Below are 18,702 nucleotides of genomic sequence, written 5' to 3'. Positions count from 1 at the left end.
ATTCATCGTGACAGGCTCAGCAGTTTGGCCAGCCGGCGAGCCGACCGGGTTCGTTCATCGTCATCCAGCGCGCGGTAGCGCAGCGCGGCATACAGTGCCAGAAATTCGGCCATCGCCGCTTTCTTGTCGTCCGGCAGCGGCAACGCCGCCACACGGCACGCGAGGCTGTGCGGTCCCTCGTCGGGCGCGCGCCGCACGCCACGCCGCGCCAGCAACACGCAGAACCGCTCCCACGCAGTCTGCACGGGATCGCGGCGGTGCCGCGCACGAAGCTGGCGCCACAGCCAGGCCAGCGCCAGCAGCGCGGGCACGGCGGCAAGGGCGCGCCAGTCGACCACCCATCCGGTTAGTTCCGCAAGGAAATTTCTTTGCCGTTCAGGATTGTAATCCAGCACCCATTGATTCCAGGCATTATTTGCTGCATTGAACCGGAAGCGGAGTTGCGAAAACCACGAATCCTTGTCGCTGCGCAAAGCGGCCAGTCCGAACGGCGACTGTTGCGGCAGCGCGCCGCGCAGGCCCAGCGTCACCCGGTCGGGCGCCACCGCGGCCGTGGGATCGATCCGCACCCAGCCCCGGTGGGCCAGCCACACCTCGGCCCACGCATGGGCATCGGATTGCCGCACCGTCATGTAGCGGTCGACGGGGTTGAGTTCGCCGCCCTGGTAGCCCGTTACCACGCGTGCCGGAATGCCGGCGGCCCGCATCAGCACGACGAAGGCGCCGGCGTAGTGTTCGCAGAAGCCCTGCCGGGTGACGAACAGGAACTCGTCGACGGCATTGCGCCCCAGCAGCGGGGGCTGCAGCGTGTAGGCGAAGCGTTCCTTGCGGAACATGGCCAGCACCCGCGCGATCACGCGGCCGTCGTCGACGCCGGCATCCCTGCGCAGCGTGCGGCCCAGTTCGTAAGCGGCCGGGTTGAAGCCGGGCGGCAATTGCAGCCACTTGCCCGTCAATGCCGCATCGAGCGCCGGCTGCACCGCGTACTCGGGATAGGCGGCGGCACGGTAGCGCACGCGCCGGTGCAGCGGACGCACCGTGAAGCTCTCCAGTTCGTCGGTCACGCCGACCCGTTCGCCGGGCACGTCCAGGGCCGGCGGCGTCAGCTCCAGCGTGAACAGCCAGCGCCGCGCGCTGGGCTCCAGCGTCACCTCGTAGGGGGCGGGCTTGCCGGTCACGCGCAGGGTCATCGCGTCGCCGTCGCGGCGGTACAGGCGGCCGCCGATGCGGGTCCAGGTGCGGCCGTCGTAGTGGCTCAGCACCACGCCGCGCCAGTACAGCCGCCGCTGCGCCGGCGCCGCGCCATCGAAGCGCGCGCGGAACGCCACATCTTCCGACAGCGCCAGGTTCGTCATCGTGCCGGGCGCCATCGTGTCGGAGATGCCGCTGCTCGGGCCGGGCGTGTCGGTCGGCATGCCCCACAGCGGCCCTTCGACGCGGGGGAACAGCACGAACAGCGCCGCCGCCAGCGGCGCGGCGAGCAGGAACATCCGGCCGGCCAGCCGCAGGCGCTGGCCCAGCGGCGGCACGATGCCCGTGTACTGGAACGTGATCTGCGCCGCCAGCAGCACCACGACCGTGGCGGCCATCGCCAGCCCCGTCAGCATGCTCTGCGAGTAGAAGAAATTCGTCAGCATCAGGAAGAAGCTGAGGAACAGCACCACGTACAGGTCGCGCTTGGCGTGCATCTCCAGCAGCTTGAAGGCGAGCAGCAGCGCCAGCATCGCCACGCCGGCGTCGCGGCCCAGCAGCGTGCCGAACGACCGGAACACGCCGCCCATCGCGATCAGCGCCACCGGCAGCAGCAGCCAGGCGGAGGGCAGGCGGCGCCCGCGCCAGGTCAGGAGCACGCGCCACAGCAGCGTGACGCAGACGGTGCCGATGATCCACCACGGCAGGTGCGCGAAGTGCGGCGCGATCACCAGCAGCGCCGCGGCGACCAGCAGCAGCGTGTCCTGCTTGTCGCGCGTGAGGGGCCCGGCGCCCATCATGGCAAAGCCTCCCGGCCATGCAACGCCAGCGCGGCAAGGCACGCGGCGCGATGGGCGTCGCCGAGAGCGGCCACGTAATGGTGATGGCCGAGGCGGAACGAATAGGGCAGCGCACGCTGTTCCGCGTCGAGCACCCAGCGGGTCATGCGCGCCAGCCGCAGCTCCAGGTCCAGGTGCGGCGGCAGCTGCGCGAAGTCGAGCGCCAGCTCGGCCACCGCGCCGCCTTCGAAATGCTTGGTGACGAGCTGGCCGCCGTCTTCCGGCGCCAGGCGGGCGATCTGGCGCCACGCCAGGTGGCGCAGCGGATCACCCGGCTGGTAGCTGCGGATGCCGGCGAAGTTGTCCAGGCCCACTTCGCCGTGGCCTTCCTCGCTGGCGGCGCCGCGCACCGGCAGCGGCTGTGCCGGGCTTTCCGGGCGCGGGTAGACCAGCACGCGCAGGTCGGGCTGCCACCAGCTCCAGGCGCGGAACAGGCCGAGCGGAAAACGGGTCTCGAGCCGGATGCGCGGGGCGCGCAGCCAGCCCCGTTCGGGGGCGGGAAGGGCGAGCGCCAGCGCGGCGCTGCCGTGCGCCGGCACGTCGGCCGGGTGTTCGGTGGCGCCGTCGGTACCGAAGCGCACGCGGATCGCATAGCGGCCGGCACTGCCGCCGTTGTGCAGCGCGATCTCGAACCGGGCCGCGTCGCCGGCGAACACCGGGGCGGCGCGGCCGCCGGCCAGCCGCAGGCCGGCCAGGTTCTTCACAGTCAGCACCATGTCGGCGATGGCGCAGGCGCCGGCCAGGAAAGTGAGCGCGAAGCCCAGGCCCAGCGTGTAGTTGGTGGCGCCGATCAGCATCAGCACCAGCAGCACCGCGAACGCCATGCCGGCGCGTGCCGGCAGGATGTACACGCGGCGCAGCGTCAGCACCACGTCGCCATCGCGCGCCTTGCGGCGCTCGAACCGGAACACGCGGCGCCAGAACGCTTCGAGCATCGCTAGACCGGTACCGACTTCTGGAGCTGCAGCACCAGCTCGCGGCTGGCCAGCGCCACGCCCTGGCTGGATTTCACGGGCCGCAGCCGGTGCGCGCACACGGGCACCAGCACGGCCTGCACATCTTCCGGTATCACATGGTCGCGGCCTTCCAGCGCCGCCCAGGCACGGGCTGCCTGCACCAGCGCCAGCGCGGCGCGCGGCGAAAGACCCTCGGCGAACGAGCCGTTGCCGCGCGACGCGAGCACCAGCGCGTGCACGTAGTCGATCAGCGCCGCCGACGTGTGGATCGCGCGCAGGCCGCGCTGCGCGGCCGCGAGCTCCGTGGCGGTCATCGCGGCGGGCAGGGTCCCGAGCATGCTGCGGCGGTCCTCGCCGGCCAGCAGCGCGCGCTCGGCGGCCGGGTCGGGGTAGCCCAGCGTGAGGCACATCAGGAAGCGGTCGAGCTGCGATTCGGGCAGCGGGAACGTGCCGATCTGGTGGGTGGGATTCTGCGTGGCGATCACGAAGAACGGCTCGGGCAGCGCCCGCGTCACGCCATCGGCCGTGACCTGCCGTTCTTCCATCGCTTCCAGCAGGCCCGATTGCGTTTTCGGCGTGGCGCGGTTGATCTCGTCGGCCAGCAGCACCTGCGTGAAGATCGGGCCGGGGTGGAAGGCAAAGCCGTTCTTTTCACGCTCGTAGACGGAAATGCCCACCACGTCGGCCGGCAGCAGGTCGCTGGTGAACTGCACGCGGTTGAACTGCAGGCCGAGCGAAATCGCCAGCGCGTGCGACAGTGTGGTCTTGCCCACCCCCGGCACATCTTCCAGCAGCAGGTGGCCGCCGGCCAGCAGGCAGGCCAGCGACTGCCGGATCTGCATGTCCTTGCCCACGATGAGGCTGCCCACCTGGCGCGCAACGGCATGCAATTTCGTGTACATGGTTCCTGTTATAGTTGGCCCTGATGAGGACCATTCTACCCTGCATGAGTCACGATCGATGCGTTACGATCAGCAAGACTGATGCATTAAAGAAATTTGCGACATGAGCACAGCCATCTACAGCCACCCCGATTGCCGGCGCCATGAAATGGGCGAGTGGCATCCCGAGTGCCCCGCGCGGCTGCAGGCCATCGCCGACCAGCTGATCAATGCCCACATCGACGACCTGCTCGATCATCGCGAAGCGCCGCTCGCCGACATGGCGGCCATCGCGCGCAACCACACGCCGAACGCGATCGCCATCGTGCAAAGCCAGCCGCACGAGGGCGACGATTACTATCCGATCGACGGCGACACGTCGCTGAACCGCCACAGCTGGACGGCCGCGCTGCGCGCCGCCGGCGCGGCGGTGGCGGCCACCGACGCGGTCATCGACGGCGAGATCGACAACGCATTCTGCGCGGTGCGTCCGCCCGGCCACCATGCGCGGCCGTCGGTGCCGATGGGCTTTTGCCTGTTCAACAACGTGGCGATCGCGGCGCGCCATGCGCTCGACGCGCGCGGCCTGGAACGGGTGGCGATCGTCGATTTCGACGTCCATCACGGCAACGGCACCGAGGAAGCGTTCCGCGACGAGCGGCGCGTGCTGATGGCGAGCTTTTTCCAGCACCCGTTCTACCCGTACACGGAACCGCTGCCGGTCACGCCCAACCGCGTCAACGTGCCGGTACCGGCCGGCACGAAAGGCGACGTGGTGCGCCGGCTGGTGCTCGAACAGTGGCTGCCGGCGCTGCATGCGTTCAGGCCGCAGATGATCTTCATTTCCGCCGGCTTCGATGCGCACCGCGAAGACGACCTGGGCACCATGGGCCTGGTGGAAGCGGATTACGCGTGGATGACGCAGCAGATGATGGAAGTGGCGAAGCTGCATGCGAAGGGCCGCATCGTCAGCTGCCTGGAAGGCGGCTACAACCTGTCCGCGCTGGGGCGCAGCGTGGTGGCGCACGTGAAGGCGCTGGCCGAGATCTGAACCGCCCGGGATCAGCCCCGCAGCGGCAGCGACCGCACCGCTGCCAGCGCTTCCATCAGCCAGGGGCAGGCGCCGAGGATGGCTCCGCAACGGGCGGCGTGATCGTGCATGCGTTCAGCGCACGTAGTGGAATTCCACCAGCGTGTCGTCGCTCCACGAGCGGTCCGCCAGCGGCGGGTTGAACACGCGCCGGTAATGGCGGTTGACGGGAATCGGTTCGCGGCGTTCGCCGTCGCGCAGCCAGGCGCCCTGCAGCGGCGCCGGCGCATCGAAGCCCATGTGCATCGTCATCGAGCGGCACGGTCCGCCGGTAGCCGACAGCGCGGCGCGCGCCGGCGGCGCAAGCTCTTCCTGCTCGATCGCCCACTGCACGGCGCACTGCACGCGCAGGTCGCCCAGCCGCCGGGCGGCCGCCGGCACGCCCGGGCTGCGCACTTCGGGCCGCCAGCGGAACGAATGGCGTTTCCTGTTCAGTACCAGTTCGGCATCGTCATCGAGCGCCGCCGTGCTGCGCGGCAGGCTGAAGCCGCCGTCGGCATCGAGCGCCACCGGCAGCGTCACCCGGTCGCCGACGATCTTCAGTTGCAGGCCCTGCAGGCTGTCCTCGCGGCTGGCGGGCCGCAGGAGGAAGCGCAGCGTCCCCTGCGGCGCGCGGCTGCGCTCGGCGTCGAACGCGTCGAGGCCCTTGACCATCGTCGCGTAGGATTTCAGTTCCGGGTCGCGCACGGTGCTTACTTCGACGACGGGTTGCGCCGATGCCGAAACGGCAACGAACAGGAGGAGGGCGGCGGAGTATTTCATGGATACGGCGGCTGTGGACGGAAAACAGGGGAGACGCAGATGGTACCAGCGCCGGCAGTGCCGGTAAAATAGCGGATTGTTTCAGACATTCAGAAGGTAACAGCATGGCCATTCAATGGTTCCCCGGGCACATGAACGCCGCCAAGAAGAAGGCGGCCGAACAGATGGCGGATGTGGACGTCGTCATCGAAGTCGTCGATGCCCGCCTGCCGGAGGCGAGCACCAACCCGCTGGTCGAGGAATTGCGCAAGTTCCGCGCCAAGCCGTGCCTGAAGGTGCTGAACAAGATCGACCTGGCCGATCCCGATGCCACCGCCGCGTGGGTCCGGTACTTCGAGCAGGACGACGCGGTGACCGCGTACGCGATGACGACCAAGAAACCGGCCGACGTGGCCAGGGTGATCGACAAGGCGCGCGCGCTGGCGCCGCACCGCGGCGTGCCGACCAAGCCGCTGCGGCTGATGATCATGGGTATTCCCAACGTGGGCAAGTCCACGCTGATGAATGCGCTGCTGAAACGCCGCGTGGCGAAAGTGGGCGACGAGCCGGCCGTGACGAAAACCCAGCAAAAGATCTACCTCGACAAGAACACCGCCATCATCGATACGCCGGGCCTGCTGTGGCCGAAGATCGCCATGCCGAGCGACGGCCTGGCGCTGGCCGCCAGCCATGCGATCGGCGCCAATGCGCTGATCGAGGAAGAAGTGGCCGAGTGGCTGGCCGGCGAACTGCTGCGGCGCTACCCGCAACTGCTGGCCGCCCGCTACGGCTTCAAGACGGCGGAGATGGATGCCATCGCCGTCGTCGAGGGACTGGCGCAAAAGCGCGGCTACCGCATCCGCGGCGGCGACTGGGACTATGAAAAGGCCTCGCACATGCTGCTGCAGGATTACCGCAGCGGCGCGCTCGGCCGCATCTCGCTGGAAACCCCCGAGACCCGCGCCGCCGCGCTGGCCGCGTTCACCGAGGCTGAGCGCGTCAAGGCGGAACTGGCCGCGGCGAAGGCCGCCGAGAAGGAAGCCGAGCGGATGAAGGGCAAGCGGGGGACCTGATCCGGCCGGCGCATGCTCCGTGCCTGCCAAGCGGCGATGGCAGGCATTCCGTCGCTCCTGACACCATTTCCTGAATGGGTGAAGAAAACCGGTGTCCGGCATCCTTTTCCCGGATGAAGCGCCCGGAAAAAGGTGTCGGACACCAATGCTTCGGCTTCGAAGGTGTCGGACAATTTTTCCGGCTTTCTGGAAAAATTCGTCGGACACCAGACGTTCAGGCGCGAACGTCACCCATGCCGTTGCTGCTATCCGAACCGGAAACTGCTGACGGCCAGGGCGCCCATGAACGCGTCCTCGTGGTACACGACGGCGGCCGCTTCCTCCTCGGCGGCGCCGAGCGCCACCATCAGCGGCAGCAGGTGTTCCTCGCGCGGATGGGCGGCGCGCGCGGCGGGGGCGTGCTCCCAGTTCATCAGCGCGATGCCGCGCTCCTTCGGCGGCAGTGCCATCGCTTTGCGCAGCCAGTCGTCGAACTGGTGCGAGGCGGCCGCGCCGGCGCCGTTGAAGGCGCGCAGGTTGTGGTAACTGAGCCCGCTGCCCACGATCAGCACGCCTTCGTCGCGCAGTGGCCGCAGTGCGCGGCCCGCTTCCAGGTGTTCCAACGGATCCAGCCCGCGCTTGAGCGACAGCTGCACGATCGGCACGTCCGCTTCGGGGAACACCGGGTACATCGCCGAGAACGTGCCGTGGTCGAAGCCGCGTTCGGCATCGAGTCCGGCGGCGATGCCGGCTTCCCGCAGCAGCGCCTGCGCGCGTGCGGCCAGCGCGGGGGAACCGGGCGCGCCGTAGCGGATCTGGTAGGTGTGCGGCGGGAAGCCGCCGTAGTCGTAGATCATGCCGGGCTGCGCGCCGGCCGACAGCCCGAATTCCGGCGTCTCCCAATGCGCGGTCACGACCAGCACCGCCGCCGGCTTGCCGCCGGCCTGGCGGGGAATGTCGCGCAGCGACGCATCCAGCACGTCGTACGCGCCGCCGAATTCCTGCTTCATCCAGGGCCAGGGTCCGCCGCCATGCGACAGGAAATAAGTGGGCAACATGCTGCACTCCATCGTTTCGAACGCCATGAATATACGGCCGGCGGCGCGCCGCGGCAACCCGCAAAATCTCGATACTGATGTTCGAATCGGTCGGCGCAGTCTGACGGTGAACTGGTAACCGTCCGGTCCCGCAAGGCGCTCAGTGCAGCTGCGCCGGCCCCGCCTGGCGCCGCGCCAGCGCCACCAGCGCGAACAGCCGCGTCATCCGCATCCACGCCAGCACCAGCACGATCAGCTGCGCCAGCAGCAGCGCGCCGGCCGTGCCGGCAAGGCCGATGGCCGGCACGTGCAGCCGGCCCCAGGCCAGCAGCGCGGCAAGCAGCAGGCCGGCGACGGTCGGCCCGGCCCACGCCAGCAGCACGCCGCCCGGCCGCTGCCGCACCAGGGCCAGCCCGCGCCACCACGCCTTGACGGCCGACGTGCGGCGCAGGTCGATCGCCAGCGCGGCGCGGCCGGTGTCCAGCGTCAGGTTCGCCAGCAGCACCAGCAGCACCGCCGCCACGGCCGCGCCCACCTGCCATGGCTGTGCATCGCTCCAGGCGATCGCCCGCTCCATGCGGCCGTCCGCCGCCTCGGCGAGCCGGCTGCCCAGCGCAGCCGCCACGCCGAGCGGGACCGCGCCCCACAGCAGCATGCGGAACATGCGCGGATACTGGATGGCGGCGCCGGCGAGCAGTTCCCGGCACCGCAGGCGTTCCGGCGCGCGTGCCGCCGCCACGGCGGCGCCCGTCAGCAGCGGCGACAACAGCAGCGTCAGCAACACCGCGGCGGCGGCGGCGGCAGTCAGCGGCTTGCCGTTGCGGTCGATTCCGGTGCCGAGATCGGCGATCGCCACCAGGTCGAGCGCGCGGGCCAGCGCCGGCGCATGGACCGAGTGGTCGAGCTGTTCCGACAGTACCAGCCCCACCGGCACGGCCAGCAGGGCGGCAGGCAGCAGCAGGCAGGCCAGCCAGAGCAGCAGCAGGCGCCACTGCAGCGCGGTGCGCGCGGCGTGCAATGTTGTTCGCAAAGGTTTCATAACGTGGCGATCAGGGCGAGGAGGGTCTGGAAGACGGCGGCAAGATCGAAGGTCCAGCGGCGCGTGGCGCCGGCATCCGGTTCGAGGGTACGCGAATCGTCCAGCTTGTTAACGTCGAGCAGGTGGCGCCGCTCGGGGTCCAGTTCGGCCGACACGGCGCGTACCGGTTTGTCCCATGCGAAGCGCCGCCAGCTTGCCGCGCCGTCGAAGCGCACCGTTTCGCGGCTGCCGTCGGCAAACGTGACGGCCAGTACCTGCGGCACGGCGGCCCCGCCACGGCGCACCACGACGGTCGTGCGGTACCGTGGTGGGCCGGAGGCGCCTTCTTCGAGCATGCGCTGCGTGACTTCCACCAGCTTGCCATCCCTGGCCGCGTAGCCGGGCTGCGGACCTATTTCTTCGCTGGCCAGCGAGGCGATACGGTCGTCCACCGCCTGCGCCGCGTACACCTGCTGTGCGAACACCGCCTCGACCAGCGCCCGTTGCCCGCTGACCTCGGCCAGCGTTTCGCGCAGGTCGGCCACGCCGGGATGGCGGAACTTCCAGCGCCGGTAGTATTCGCGGAAAGCGCGGTCCATCGTTTCGGTGCCCAGCTGCGCTTCCAGGTCGTGCAGCATGACGGCGGAGCGGGCGTAGACGGAATTGATGCCGTCGATCCGGTCGTACGCGTTGGCGCCGAGCGGATCGGCCGATGCGGGACGCGGCATGTCGAAGCGTTCGCCGGGAAAGCCGCCGAAGGCGAACGCGCCGCCCCGCAGCGATGCCGCGAGGCGCAACGTCACGGGCCGTTCGCCCAGCATGCGGGCGTTCCAGTATTCGTTCAGCCCTTCGTCGAGCATCGGTTCCTCGAACTCGTTGCTGGCAATGATGCCGTAGAAATAGCTGTGCGCGAACTCGTGCACGGTGACGAAGTCCAGGTCGTGCCGGTCGCGCGTGCCTGGCGACGGGTCGCGCACGCTGTCGGCGGTGAAGAAGGTCGGGTATTCCATGCTGCCGGCGTGCGCCGCGTTGAAGGGCGCGATCACCACGGTCAGCGTGTCGTAGGGGTAGGGGCCCAGCTTGCGGGCGAAATAGTCCAGCGACTTTTTCGTCATCTCCAGCACCGGCGCGGCGTTCGATGCATAGTCGGGCGGATACAGCACGGTGATGGCGACCGGCCTTGTCTTTCCTGCCGGATCGCGTCCTGTCCACGTGGCGCGCAGCGGCGGCGCGGTGCGGCTGTCGGCCGTCCAGGCGAAGTCATGCACGTCGCCCTGCGCGTAATGGTGCGTGACGAGGCCGTCCCGTTCCACCGGAGGGCCCTGCAGCGCGCCGGTGGCGCCCACCGTGTATCCGCGCGGCACGGTCAGCTTCACGTCGTAATGGCCGAAGTCGGCGTAGTACTCGGAATCGGTGTGGTATTCGTGCACGTTCCAGCGCACGGCGGTGGCGCCGCGCTCGCCCGGCAGTTCCAGCACGCCGATCTTCGGGAACCATTGCGCCACCAGGTGGAAGGTGCCGAACCAGCCGGTGCGGGCCGTCACGCGCGGCAGCTGGTCGAAGAACGCGATGTCCAGCATGGTGGCGGCACCGGGCGCCACGCCGCGGGGCAGGTCGAGGCGTACCACGGTGCGGTCCGTCTTCGGACCGCCGTCCGGTTGCACGAATGTCCACGGTACGGCCGCCCCGTCCTGGCGCACGTCGCGCAGCTCGATGTAGCCCCATTCGCCTTCGCCCATGCCGTCGGCAAGCCCCTGGGCGCGCAGCTCGGTGTTGAACGTGCTGTCGCCGTTGCGGAACGCATTCAGGTACAGGTGCAGGTACACGCTGTGCACCGTGCGGTCGCTGCGGTTGCGCCAGGCGAGCTGCTGGCGGCCGTCGATCGTGTGGCGCACCGGATCGAGCGTGGCTTCGATCCGGTAGTTCGCCACGCGGTCGGACAGCGTGGCTTCGGTGCCGGTGCGTATCCCGCCCCAGGCGCCGGGACTGCTTGGCGTGGCCACGGCTGCCGCGTGGGGTGGTGCGAACGGGATGTCCCGGGGCGGCTGGGCTGGCACGCCCTGTGCTCGCGGCACCGGCTGGAACAGCAGGAGGGCGGCTGCCGCGGCGGCCGCGAGGGATTGCAGGACGCGCATGCTGCTCCTGGTTCGGATGATGGTATGGCCACTATAACGATGGGCATGCTTGTCCGGCAACCCTTTGTCCTCGCCGGCGCGCGCGAACCCGGCCTTAACCCAGCCTTAACCCTTCAGAGCTAAATTCGCGCCACGCTACTTACGTTGCCGCAAAAAATGGTAATCTCGCGGCGTTTGTATTTTCATGCGACCTTAACCTGGAAGGAAGATCATGCGTTCCACGCGCCGCCTCATGCTTGCCGCCACCGCGATGCTGGCGATGTCCGCCACGTTCACCGCCACGTCCCATGCCGCCGGGCCGGGCTACACGACCCTGAGCACGCCGGTGCCGGTGGCCGCGCAGGGCAAGAAGGTCGAGGTCATCGAGTTCTTCATGTACACGTGCCCGCACTGCTACGCGCTCGATCCGCTGCTGGAAGAGTGGGTGAAAAAGCAGGGCGACAAGATCTCGTTCCGCCGCCTGCACTTCGCCCAGAGCCCGACCGATCCGCTGGCGCATGCGTACGTGACGCTGGAAGCGATGGGCCAGACCGAAGCCGTGCACGGCAAGATCCTGCGCGCCATCCACGGCGAGCGCCAGCGCATCTACCGCAGCGATGACGAAGTGAAGCAGTTCCTGCTCAAGAACGGCATCGACAAGGCGCGCTACGAACAGCTCTTTAATTCGTTCAGCGTACAGACTAAGATGAAGCAACTGGGCACGCTGATCTCCAAGTACCAGGTCAGTTCCGCGCCCACGCTGGTCGTCGATGGCCGCTACATGACCTCGCCGACGATCGCCGGCGGCGCCGGCGCTTCCGAAGTCCAGGCCGGCCGGCAGACGATCGCCGTGCTCGACCAGCTGGTGGCCAAGGTCGCGGAGAAGAAGTAACTGCGGAAACGTAACCGCGGAAGTAACCGCGGGTAATTTCGGTTAGCTTGAGTAACTTAATAATTTGAGTACTCCAGGTAATTGTAGATTAGCAACTGAAGAAACGAAGTTGAAACTGGGGTGTAGCCATGACGGATCGCGAAGAAGGCATCATGAAGCTGTACGATGCGCTGGAACCCGATGAAAAGCGGTTGTTCAGCGTCAGCAACGTCAACCATCTCGCCTGGAGCCTGGTGATCCTGCTCGTGATCCTGGCCGGCTGGATGGGCGCCGCGCTGGTCAATGCGGAAAACCAGCGCCATGCGCTGATCACGAAGCAATGCCAGGACCGCGTGTTCAAGGAGGAGGTCAACAAGACCTGCCTGCTGACCGTGCGCTCGCGCGAGCACTGGTGGCAGCACCTCGGCTATGCGATGGGGCACCTGTCGCCGGAAAAGTAAGCGTTGTTCGCCAATGAAAAAAGCCCGCGTCGCGGGCTTTTTTCATGGCGGATCGACACGTCGTCGAAAGTCGCCGCATTGGTGTCGGACACCTTTGAAGCGGCGCGCCGGCGCTGTTTGCGGGGGCAATCGACGCGTCAGCCCACCAGCAGCTTCACCGACTTCAGCTGCACGCTGTCCGGCCCCGCATGGATGGTGAAACTGCCGGGTTCGACCACGCGTTTCATGTCGATGTTGTGGAACGCCAGGTCGGCCGGTCGGATGTCGAAGACCAGCGTCTTCTTCTCGCCCGGCCGCAGCGTCACACGCCGGAAGGCCTTCAGTTCCAGCACCGGGCGCGTCACGGACGAGATGTCGTCGCGGATATAGATCTGCACCACCTCGTCGCCGGCAACCGGGCCCACGTTGGCCACGTCGACTTCGACCTGCGTCGATTCGTCCGGCCGGATCGTGGCCTTCTTCAGCCGAGGCGCGGACATGTCGAACTTCGTGTACGACAGGCCGAAACCGAACGGGTACAACGGCTTCGTGCTGCCGTCGATGTAGCCGCGCCGGGCCGAAGGCTTGTGGTTGTAGAAGATCGGCAGCTGGCCCACGCTGCGGGCGAACGATACCGGCAGCTTGCCGCCCGGGTTGGCGCGCCCGAACAGCACATCCGCCGCGGCATTGCCCGTCTCCTGGCCCAGGTACCAGCCTTCGACGATCGCATCGGCGCGCTCGGCCAGCAGGTTGATCGTCATCGGCCGGCCGTTCAGCAGGAACACCACGGTGGGCTTGCCCAGGTCGAAGATGGCCTTTGCCAGGTCGTTCTGCTGGCCCATCAGGTCCAGCGTGGCGCGGTCGCCCAGGTGCCCGTCGGCCCACGCTTCGCGGCTGGTCTGTTCGTTGTCGCCCAGGACCATGACGATCGTGTCGGCCGATTTCGCCGCCGCTACCGCTTCGGCGATCAGCCTCGCGTTGACGTCCGGCGCCGTGAACCGGATCTCGTCCTTGCCCCAGATGCGCTCCTCGGTGATCCGCACGCCTTCGCGGTAATCGAAGCCGAAGCCCTGCGCCTTCGCTTCCGCGGCCAGCGCCTCGTGGATCGACACCACCTTGCGCGGCACGTCGGAATAGCCGCCGATCGGCGTGTCCTTCGCGTGCGTGCCCAGCAGCAGCAGCTTGCCGACTTTCTTCGGCTGCAACGGCAGCACGCCCTTGTCGTTCTTCAGCAGCACCATCGAGCGGGCCGCCGCTTCGCGCGCCAGCGCCACGTCGGCGGCCGTCGCGGTGCGGGCGTCCGCCGCCTGCGCATCGGCATACGGCTGCTCGAACAGGCCGGCGTTGAACTTCAGCGCGAGGATGCGGCGCACCATCGCATCGATCTCGGCCTCTGCGACCTTGCCTTCCCTGACCAGCTCGGCCAGGTGGCGATAGCCGTGGCCATCGGGGGTTTCGATATCGACGCCGGCCTTCACCGCGTAGTATCCCGCTTCCTTCGGCGTGGCGGCCATCCTGTGGCGCGTGACCAGTTCCTTGATGCCCATGTAGTCGGACACCATCACGCCCTGGAAGCCCCATTCCTTGCGGGCGACATCGTTCAGCATCCACCGGTTGGCATGCGACGGCACGCCGCCGATCTCGTTATACGACGGCATGATCGCGGCCACGGTGGTCTCGCGCACGAGCCGCTCGAACGGCGGAAAGAACTCTTCGCGCAGCGTGCGCTCGCTGACCTCGGCCGGGCCGATGTTGGTGCCCGATTCCGGCTGGCCGTGGCCCGTCATGTGCTTCAGCGTGGTCAGCACCTTGTCCCCGGCGAGCTGGCGCGACGTGCCGGAAAAGCCGATCACGGCGGCCTTGCCGATTTCCGCGCACAGGTGCGGATCTTCGCCGAAGGTCTCTTCGATGCGGCCCCAGCGCGGCTCGCGCGCCACGTCCACCACCGGTGCCAGCGCGAAGTTCGCGCCCCGCGCGCGCATCTCGCGCGCCGCCACCGAGAACACGCGCGTCACCAGGTCGGTATCGAACGATGAAGCCAGCCCGATCGCCTGCGGGAACGAGGTGGCGTCGCGCGCGGCGTAGCCGTGCAGCGCTTCCTCGTGCATGAACAGCGGGATACCCAGGCGCGTCTGCTCGACGGCCCATTTCTGCACCGCGTTCACGTAGTTCGCCGTCTCCTGCGCGCCGCGGTTCGGGCGGGCGCCGTCGTCGCCGGCCGCCACGGCACCGCCCGCGTCGGACTTGCCCTGGCGGTCCGATGGCCGCGCCAGCATGCCGATGCCGTTCGGATAGACCTTTGCCGCCTTCGGGGCGGAGAAGGCGCCGTTGTCCTCGATCTTGCCCTTGTCGTTCCACACGCAATCCATCTGCGCGATCTTTTCTTCCAGCGTCATCCGCTTGAGCAGGTCGTCGACCCGCTTCGGCACGGGCGCGGCCGGATCCTTGTAGAGCGGGCGGGCGGCCGCTGCAAACGACATCGCGGGGGCCGCGCCGGCGGCACCGGCCGCGGCCACGGTGGCCAGGAAGCGCCGCCGGCCGTTGTTTGAGTCTTGGTGCATCGTGTCTCCAATTTTTATATTTACCGCTTGCCTGCAGGATGGAATGGCGCCCGGGCAAGCGCGCCGATCAGCGCTTGCCTGCAGGATGGGATAGCGCCCGGGCAAACGCGCTGTGTCAGCGCTTGCCTGCGCGGGTGGCCACATCGACCCAGACCGCCAGGGTCAGGATCGCGCCCTTGACGATCATCTGCCAGTACGTGTCGACGTCCAGCATCGACATGCCGTTGTCCAGGCTGGCCATGACCAGCGCGCCGATCAGCGCGCCGTACACGGTGCCGACGCCGCCGCGCATCGACGTGCCGCCGATGAAGCAGGCGGCGATCGCATCGAGTTCGGCCGAGGTGCCGGCCGATGGCGCGCCGGCCGCGAGGCGCGCCGTGTTGATCAGGCCGGCGAGGGCGCACATCAGGCCCATGATGCCGAAGATCCACAGCTTGACGGCTTTCACGTTGATGCCGGAAAGGCGCGTCGCTTCCATGTTCGAGCCCACCGCGTAGATGCGGCGGCCGAACACGGTCTGCGTCGTCATGTAGGTGAAGATGCCAAGCAGCGCGAGCAGCAGCAGCACCGGCAGCGGAATGCCTTCATAGCTGTTCAGCGTGGTCACGAAGCCGAACAGCACGGCGCCGATGATGGCCAGCCGCAGGCCGTCGCGCCAGACCGGCGCCTGCTCCAGCCCATGGTGCGCGCGGCTCTGGCGCTGGCGCCAGGTGAGGAAGACGGCGACCGCGAACAGCGCCACGCCCAGCACGATGCCCCACAGCGGCGGCAGGTAGCCCTGGCCGATGTAGACGAATTCCTCCGACACGGGAGCGATGGTCACGCCATCGGTCACGCCGAGCAGGATGCCGCGGTAGGCCAGCATGCCCCCCAGGCCCACGATGAACGACGGGATATGCAGGTAAGCCGTCAGGTAGCCATTGAACAGGCCGATGAACAGGCCCACCGCCAGCACGGCAATCATGTTCACGGGCAGGCTCATGCCGTGCGTGACGTCCAGCACGGCGGCAACGCCGCCCAGCAGGCCCAGCAGCGAGCCGACGGAAAGATCGATCTCGCCGGCGATGATCACCAGCGACATGCCGCAGGCCAGGATGCCGGTGACCGCCATCTGCCGCATCAGGTTCGACATGTTGCGCGGCGTGAGGAAGCCGCCCTCCGTCATCGACGTGAAGAAGCCCCAGATCAGCACGATGGCGACCAGCAGGGCGAGCATCTTGTACTGCGTGAACAGTTTTTTAAGGAGATTACTTTTCATGGGATATATCCGTGAAGCCCTTCAGTGGAGCGGTTGCGCCAGGGCGGCGGCCAGCAGGATTTCCTGCGTCAGGTTGGTGTTGACGAAGTCGCCGCGCAGTTCGCCCTCGCCGATGACGAGCACGCGGTCGGAAACGCCCAGCACTTCCTGCAGTTCGGACGACACCATGATGATCGAGATGCCTTCGGCGGCCAGGTTCAGCATCAGCTGGTAGATCTCGAACTTGGCGCCCACGTCCACGCCGCGCGTGGGTTCGTCGAGGATCAGGATCTTCGGATTCGTCAGCAGCAGTTTCGACAGCACGGCCTTTTGCTGGTTGCCGCCCGACAGGCCGGTGATCGGCAGGAACGGGCTGGCGGTCTTCAGTTTCAGCCTGCCGATCTCGCCGCGGATCACCCGCAGTTCCTCGTCCTGGTCGATGCGGCTGCCATGCGAGAACTGCTGCAGCACGGCCAGCGTCATGTTCTGGCCCACCGACAGGTCCGGCACGATGCCATGGTGCTTGCGGTCTTCCGGCACCATCGCCAGGCCGGCGCGGATCGATTTCAGCGGCGTGCCGGTATCCAGGCGCTGCCCGTCGTACCACACCTCGGCCTGGTACTGGCCTTCATACGAGCCGAAGATCGCCGACACCAGTTCGGTGCGCCCCGCGCCGACCAGTCCGGCGATGCCGAGGATCTCGCCGCGGCGCAAGGTGAACGACACGTCGTCCACGCGCTTGCGCTGCGGATTGTCCGGGTCCCAGCACGTCACGTGCTTCGCCTCGAAGATCACGTCGCCCGGCGTGTGCCGCCGTTCCGGGTAGAGCTGGTTCATCTCGCGCCCGACCATCTGCGCGATGATCTTTTCCACGCTCATGTCGCGCATCGGCGTGGTGGCGATGTGCTGGCCGTCGCGGATCGTCACGATCGTGTCGCAGATCGCCGCGATCTCGTCGAGCTTGTGCGAAATGTAGATGCAGGTGACGCCCTTGGCCTTGAGCTTGTGGATGATGTCGAGCAGGATGCGGATCTCGGACGTGGTCAGCGAAGACGACGGCTCGTCCAGGATCAGCAGCCGGGCGTTCTTGTTCAGGGCCTTGGCGATCTCGATCAGCTGCTGGTGGCCGCCGCCGTACTGTTTCACGGGCAGCACCACGTTGACGTCGCGGATGTTCAGCTCGGCCAGCAGCGCGTTGGCGCGGCGGTTCATCGTGTCGTAGTCGAGCCGCCCGCCGGGCAAGGTGATCTCGTTGCCGAGGAAGATATTTTCAGTCACCGACAGTTCCGGCACGAGCATCAGTTCCTGGTGGATGATGACGATGCCGGCGGCTTCCGTTTCACGGATCGACGTGGCTTGCAGCGGCGTGCCATCCCAGACGATCTCGCCGTCCCAGGTGCCGTGCGGGTAGACCGCGGACAGCACCTTCATCAGCGTGGATTTGCCTGCGCCGTTCTCGCCGCACAGGCCGACGCATTCGCCGGCCTTCACCTTGATGTCGATGCCGTTCAGTGCGCGCACACCGTCGAACTGCTTGACGATGCGGCGCATCTCGAGAAGGTAGTCGCTCATGCGCTCAGTTATCCTTCCCGGTCAATTGGCGGTCAGCTGGGCCTTCGAGTAGAACCCGTCGTCGGCCAGCACCTGCACGTTGGCCTTCGTCAGCGGGATGGGTTTGAGCAGCAACGTGGGCACCTGCTTGCTGCCGTTGTTGTACTGCGAGTTGAACGCCGGCTTCTCGTTGCGCACCAGCTGCACGGAAAGTTTCGCCGCCTCGGTGGCGATGAGTTTAAGGGGCTTGTACACGGTCATCGCCTGCGTGCCGGCGATCACGCGCTTCACCGCCGCGAGGTCGGCATCCTGGCCGGACACGGGCACCTTGCCCTGCAGCTTCTGCGAGGTGAGGGCCTGGATCGCACCGCCGGCCGTCGCATCGTTCGACGCGACGATGGCGTCGATCTTGTTGTTGTTCGCGGTCAGCGCGTTCTCGACGATGGACATCGCCTCCGATGCGCTCCAGTCCTTGACCCACTGCTTGCCGACCACCTTGATGTCGCCCTTGTCGATCAGCGGCTGCAGCACTTTCAGCTGGCCCTCGCGCAGCATCTTGGCGTTGTTGTCGGTCGGCGCGCCGCCGAGCAGGTAGTAGTTGCCCTTCGGCTTGATCGCCTTGATCGCCTCGGCCTGCAGCTCGCCCACCTTCTGGTTGTCGAACGAGATGTAGGCGTCCACGTCGGAATTGAGGATCAGGCGGTCGTACGACACCACCTTGATCTTGGCCTTCTTCGCTTCGCGGATCGCGTTGTTCAGCACCGTGGCGTTGTAGGGCACGATCACCAGCACGTCCACGCCGCGCGAGATCAGGTTCTCGATCTGCGAGATCTGGCGCTGTTCGCTGGCGTCCGCCGACTGCACGTACACCTTCGCGCCGAGGCGCTCGGCTTCCTTGACGAAGTAGTCGCGGTCGCGCGTCCAGCGCTCGAGGCGCAGGTCGTCGATGCAGAAACCGATTTTCGGATTTTTCGCGTCGGCCAGGGCGGCGCCGGAAGAGAGGGCGAGCAGGACGCTCGCGATGGCGATCTTCAACTTCATGTGTGTCTCCTGAGATGGGTGGCCTGTGGCCTGTTGTTGTTATCTTTGGATGGAATGGATGGTTCTTGTCAGTTCATCGTTC

15 protein-coding genes are annotated in these 18,702 nt (G+C 67.5%); 4 read left to right on the top strand and 11 right to left on the bottom strand.

The features are described 5' to 3' along the window. Nucleotides 1–2: 2 nt before the first annotated feature. Genes GJV26_RS06635 through GJV26_RS06625 form a run of 3 tightly spaced genes read right to left on the bottom strand, consistent with a single transcriptional unit; the run spans nucleotide 3 to nucleotide 3,888 of the window. The gene (locus GJV26_RS06635; RefSeq protein WP_155708141.1) at nucleotides 3–1,991 is read right to left on the bottom strand and encodes a transglutaminase TgpA family protein; all 1,989 of its coding nucleotides are present in this window, start codon (nucleotides 1,989–1,991) and stop codon (nucleotides 3–5) included. Next, nucleotides 1,988–2,965 carry a DUF58 domain-containing protein gene (locus GJV26_RS06630; RefSeq protein ID WP_155708140.1) on the bottom strand — a complete coding sequence of 326 codons (978 nt, stop codon included), beginning with the start codon at nucleotides 2,963–2,965 and terminating at the stop codon, nucleotides 1,988–1,990. Before GJV26_RS06630 ends, GJV26_RS06635 begins: the two co-directional genes overlap by 4 nt. 2 nt (nucleotides 2,966–2,967) lie before the next feature. Beyond that, complete coding sequence (locus GJV26_RS06625; protein ID WP_155708139.1) at nucleotides 2,968–3,888, bottom strand: AAA family ATPase; 921 nt, start codon at nucleotides 3,886–3,888, stop codon at nucleotides 2,968–2,970. 103 nt (nucleotides 3,889–3,991) lie between these two features. On the opposite strand from GJV26_RS06625, the gene GJV26_RS06620 reads away from it, so the two are divergent. Next, nucleotides 3,992–4,918: a histone deacetylase family protein gene (locus GJV26_RS06620; protein ID WP_155708138.1), complete on the top strand. Its 927-nt coding sequence runs from the start codon at nucleotides 3,992–3,994 to the stop codon at nucleotides 4,916–4,918. Nucleotides 4,919–5,032: 114 nt separating this feature from the next. On the opposite strand, the gene GJV26_RS06615 is transcribed toward GJV26_RS06620, so the two are convergent. Continuing rightward, nucleotides 5,033–5,719, bottom strand: coding sequence for a hypothetical protein (locus tag GJV26_RS06615; protein ID WP_155708137.1), 687 nt, complete (start codon nucleotides 5,717–5,719; stop codon nucleotides 5,033–5,035). 131 nt (nucleotides 5,720–5,850) lie between these two features. Here GJV26_RS06615 and ylqF point away from each other — a divergent pair, with 131 nt between their 5' ends. Next, nucleotides 5,851–6,771, top strand: a complete 921-nt coding sequence (gene ylqF, locus GJV26_RS06610; protein ID WP_229419554.1) for a ribosome biogenesis GTPase YlqF — start codon at nucleotides 5,851–5,853, stop codon at nucleotides 6,769–6,771. A 245-nt stretch (nucleotides 6,772–7,016) separates the two neighbouring features. Here ylqF and GJV26_RS06605 read toward each other — a convergent pair whose 3' ends face one another. The 3 genes from GJV26_RS06605 to GJV26_RS06595 form a co-directional block, all read right to left on the bottom strand. Continuing rightward, nucleotides 7,017–7,808 (bottom strand): DODA-type extradiol aromatic ring-opening family dioxygenase, encoded by a 792-nt coding sequence (locus GJV26_RS06605; protein ID WP_229419192.1) that lies wholly within the window; start codon nucleotides 7,806–7,808, stop codon nucleotides 7,017–7,019. Nucleotides 7,809–7,947: 139 nt separating this feature from the next. After that, nucleotides 7,948–8,817 carry a hypothetical protein gene (locus GJV26_RS06600; RefSeq protein WP_155708134.1) on the bottom strand — a complete coding sequence of 290 codons (870 nt, stop codon included), beginning with the start codon at nucleotides 8,815–8,817 and terminating at the stop codon, nucleotides 7,948–7,950. Between the two features lie 5 nt (nucleotides 8,818–8,822). Further along, nucleotides 8,823–10,940 carry a M1 family metallopeptidase gene (locus tag GJV26_RS06595; RefSeq protein WP_155708133.1) on the bottom strand — a complete coding sequence of 706 codons (2,118 nt, stop codon included), beginning with the start codon at nucleotides 10,938–10,940 and terminating at the stop codon, nucleotides 8,823–8,825. A 211-nt stretch (nucleotides 10,941–11,151) separates the two neighbouring features. Here GJV26_RS06595 and GJV26_RS06590 point away from each other — a divergent pair, with 211 nt between their 5' ends. Together GJV26_RS06590 and GJV26_RS06585 are read left to right on the top strand one after the other, a co-directional pair. Beyond that, nucleotides 11,152–11,811 (top strand): thiol:disulfide interchange protein DsbA/DsbL, encoded by a 660-nt coding sequence (locus GJV26_RS06590; protein WP_229419191.1) that lies wholly within the window; start codon nucleotides 11,152–11,154, stop codon nucleotides 11,809–11,811. Between the two features lie 128 nt (nucleotides 11,812–11,939). Next, nucleotides 11,940–12,251 (top strand): hypothetical protein, encoded by a 312-nt coding sequence (locus tag GJV26_RS06585; RefSeq protein ID WP_155708132.1) that lies wholly within the window; start codon nucleotides 11,940–11,942, stop codon nucleotides 12,249–12,251. Between the two features lie 137 nt (nucleotides 12,252–12,388). On the opposite strand, the gene GJV26_RS06580 is transcribed toward GJV26_RS06585, so the two are convergent. The 4 genes from GJV26_RS06580 to xylF all read right to left on the bottom strand — a co-directional run bounded on the left by GJV26_RS06580 (nucleotide 12,389) and on the right by xylF (nucleotide 18,620). Further along, complete coding sequence (locus GJV26_RS06580) at nucleotides 12,389–14,791, bottom strand: glycoside hydrolase family 3 N-terminal domain-containing protein (RefSeq protein ID WP_155708131.1); 2,403 nt, start codon at nucleotides 14,789–14,791, stop codon at nucleotides 12,389–12,391. A 115-nt stretch (nucleotides 14,792–14,906) separates the two neighbouring features. After that, the gene (locus GJV26_RS06575; protein WP_155708130.1) at nucleotides 14,907–16,049 is read right to left on the bottom strand and encodes a sugar ABC transporter permease; all 1,143 of its coding nucleotides are present in this window, start codon (nucleotides 16,047–16,049) and stop codon (nucleotides 14,907–14,909) included. Between the two features lie 21 nt (nucleotides 16,050–16,070). Then, a complete protein-coding gene (gene xylG / locus GJV26_RS06570) occupies nucleotides 16,071–17,600 on the bottom strand; it encodes a D-xylose ABC transporter ATP-binding protein (protein ID WP_155708129.1) in 1,530 nt (509 codons plus the stop codon). Nucleotides 17,601–17,621: 21 nt separating this feature from the next. Further along, a complete protein-coding gene (gene xylF / locus GJV26_RS06565) occupies nucleotides 17,622–18,620 on the bottom strand; it encodes a D-xylose ABC transporter substrate-binding protein (protein WP_155708128.1) in 999 nt (332 codons plus the stop codon). Nucleotides 18,621–18,702: the final 82 nt, after the last annotated feature.

Origin of the sequence: Pseudoduganella dura, from assembly GCF_009727155.1 — a bacterium.
Lineage (GTDB): Bacteria > Pseudomonadota > Gammaproteobacteria > Burkholderiales > Burkholderiaceae_D > Rugamonas > Rugamonas dura.
Note: the sequence above shows the minus strand (reverse complement) of the source record. Positions and strands in the feature narration are given on the sequence as shown.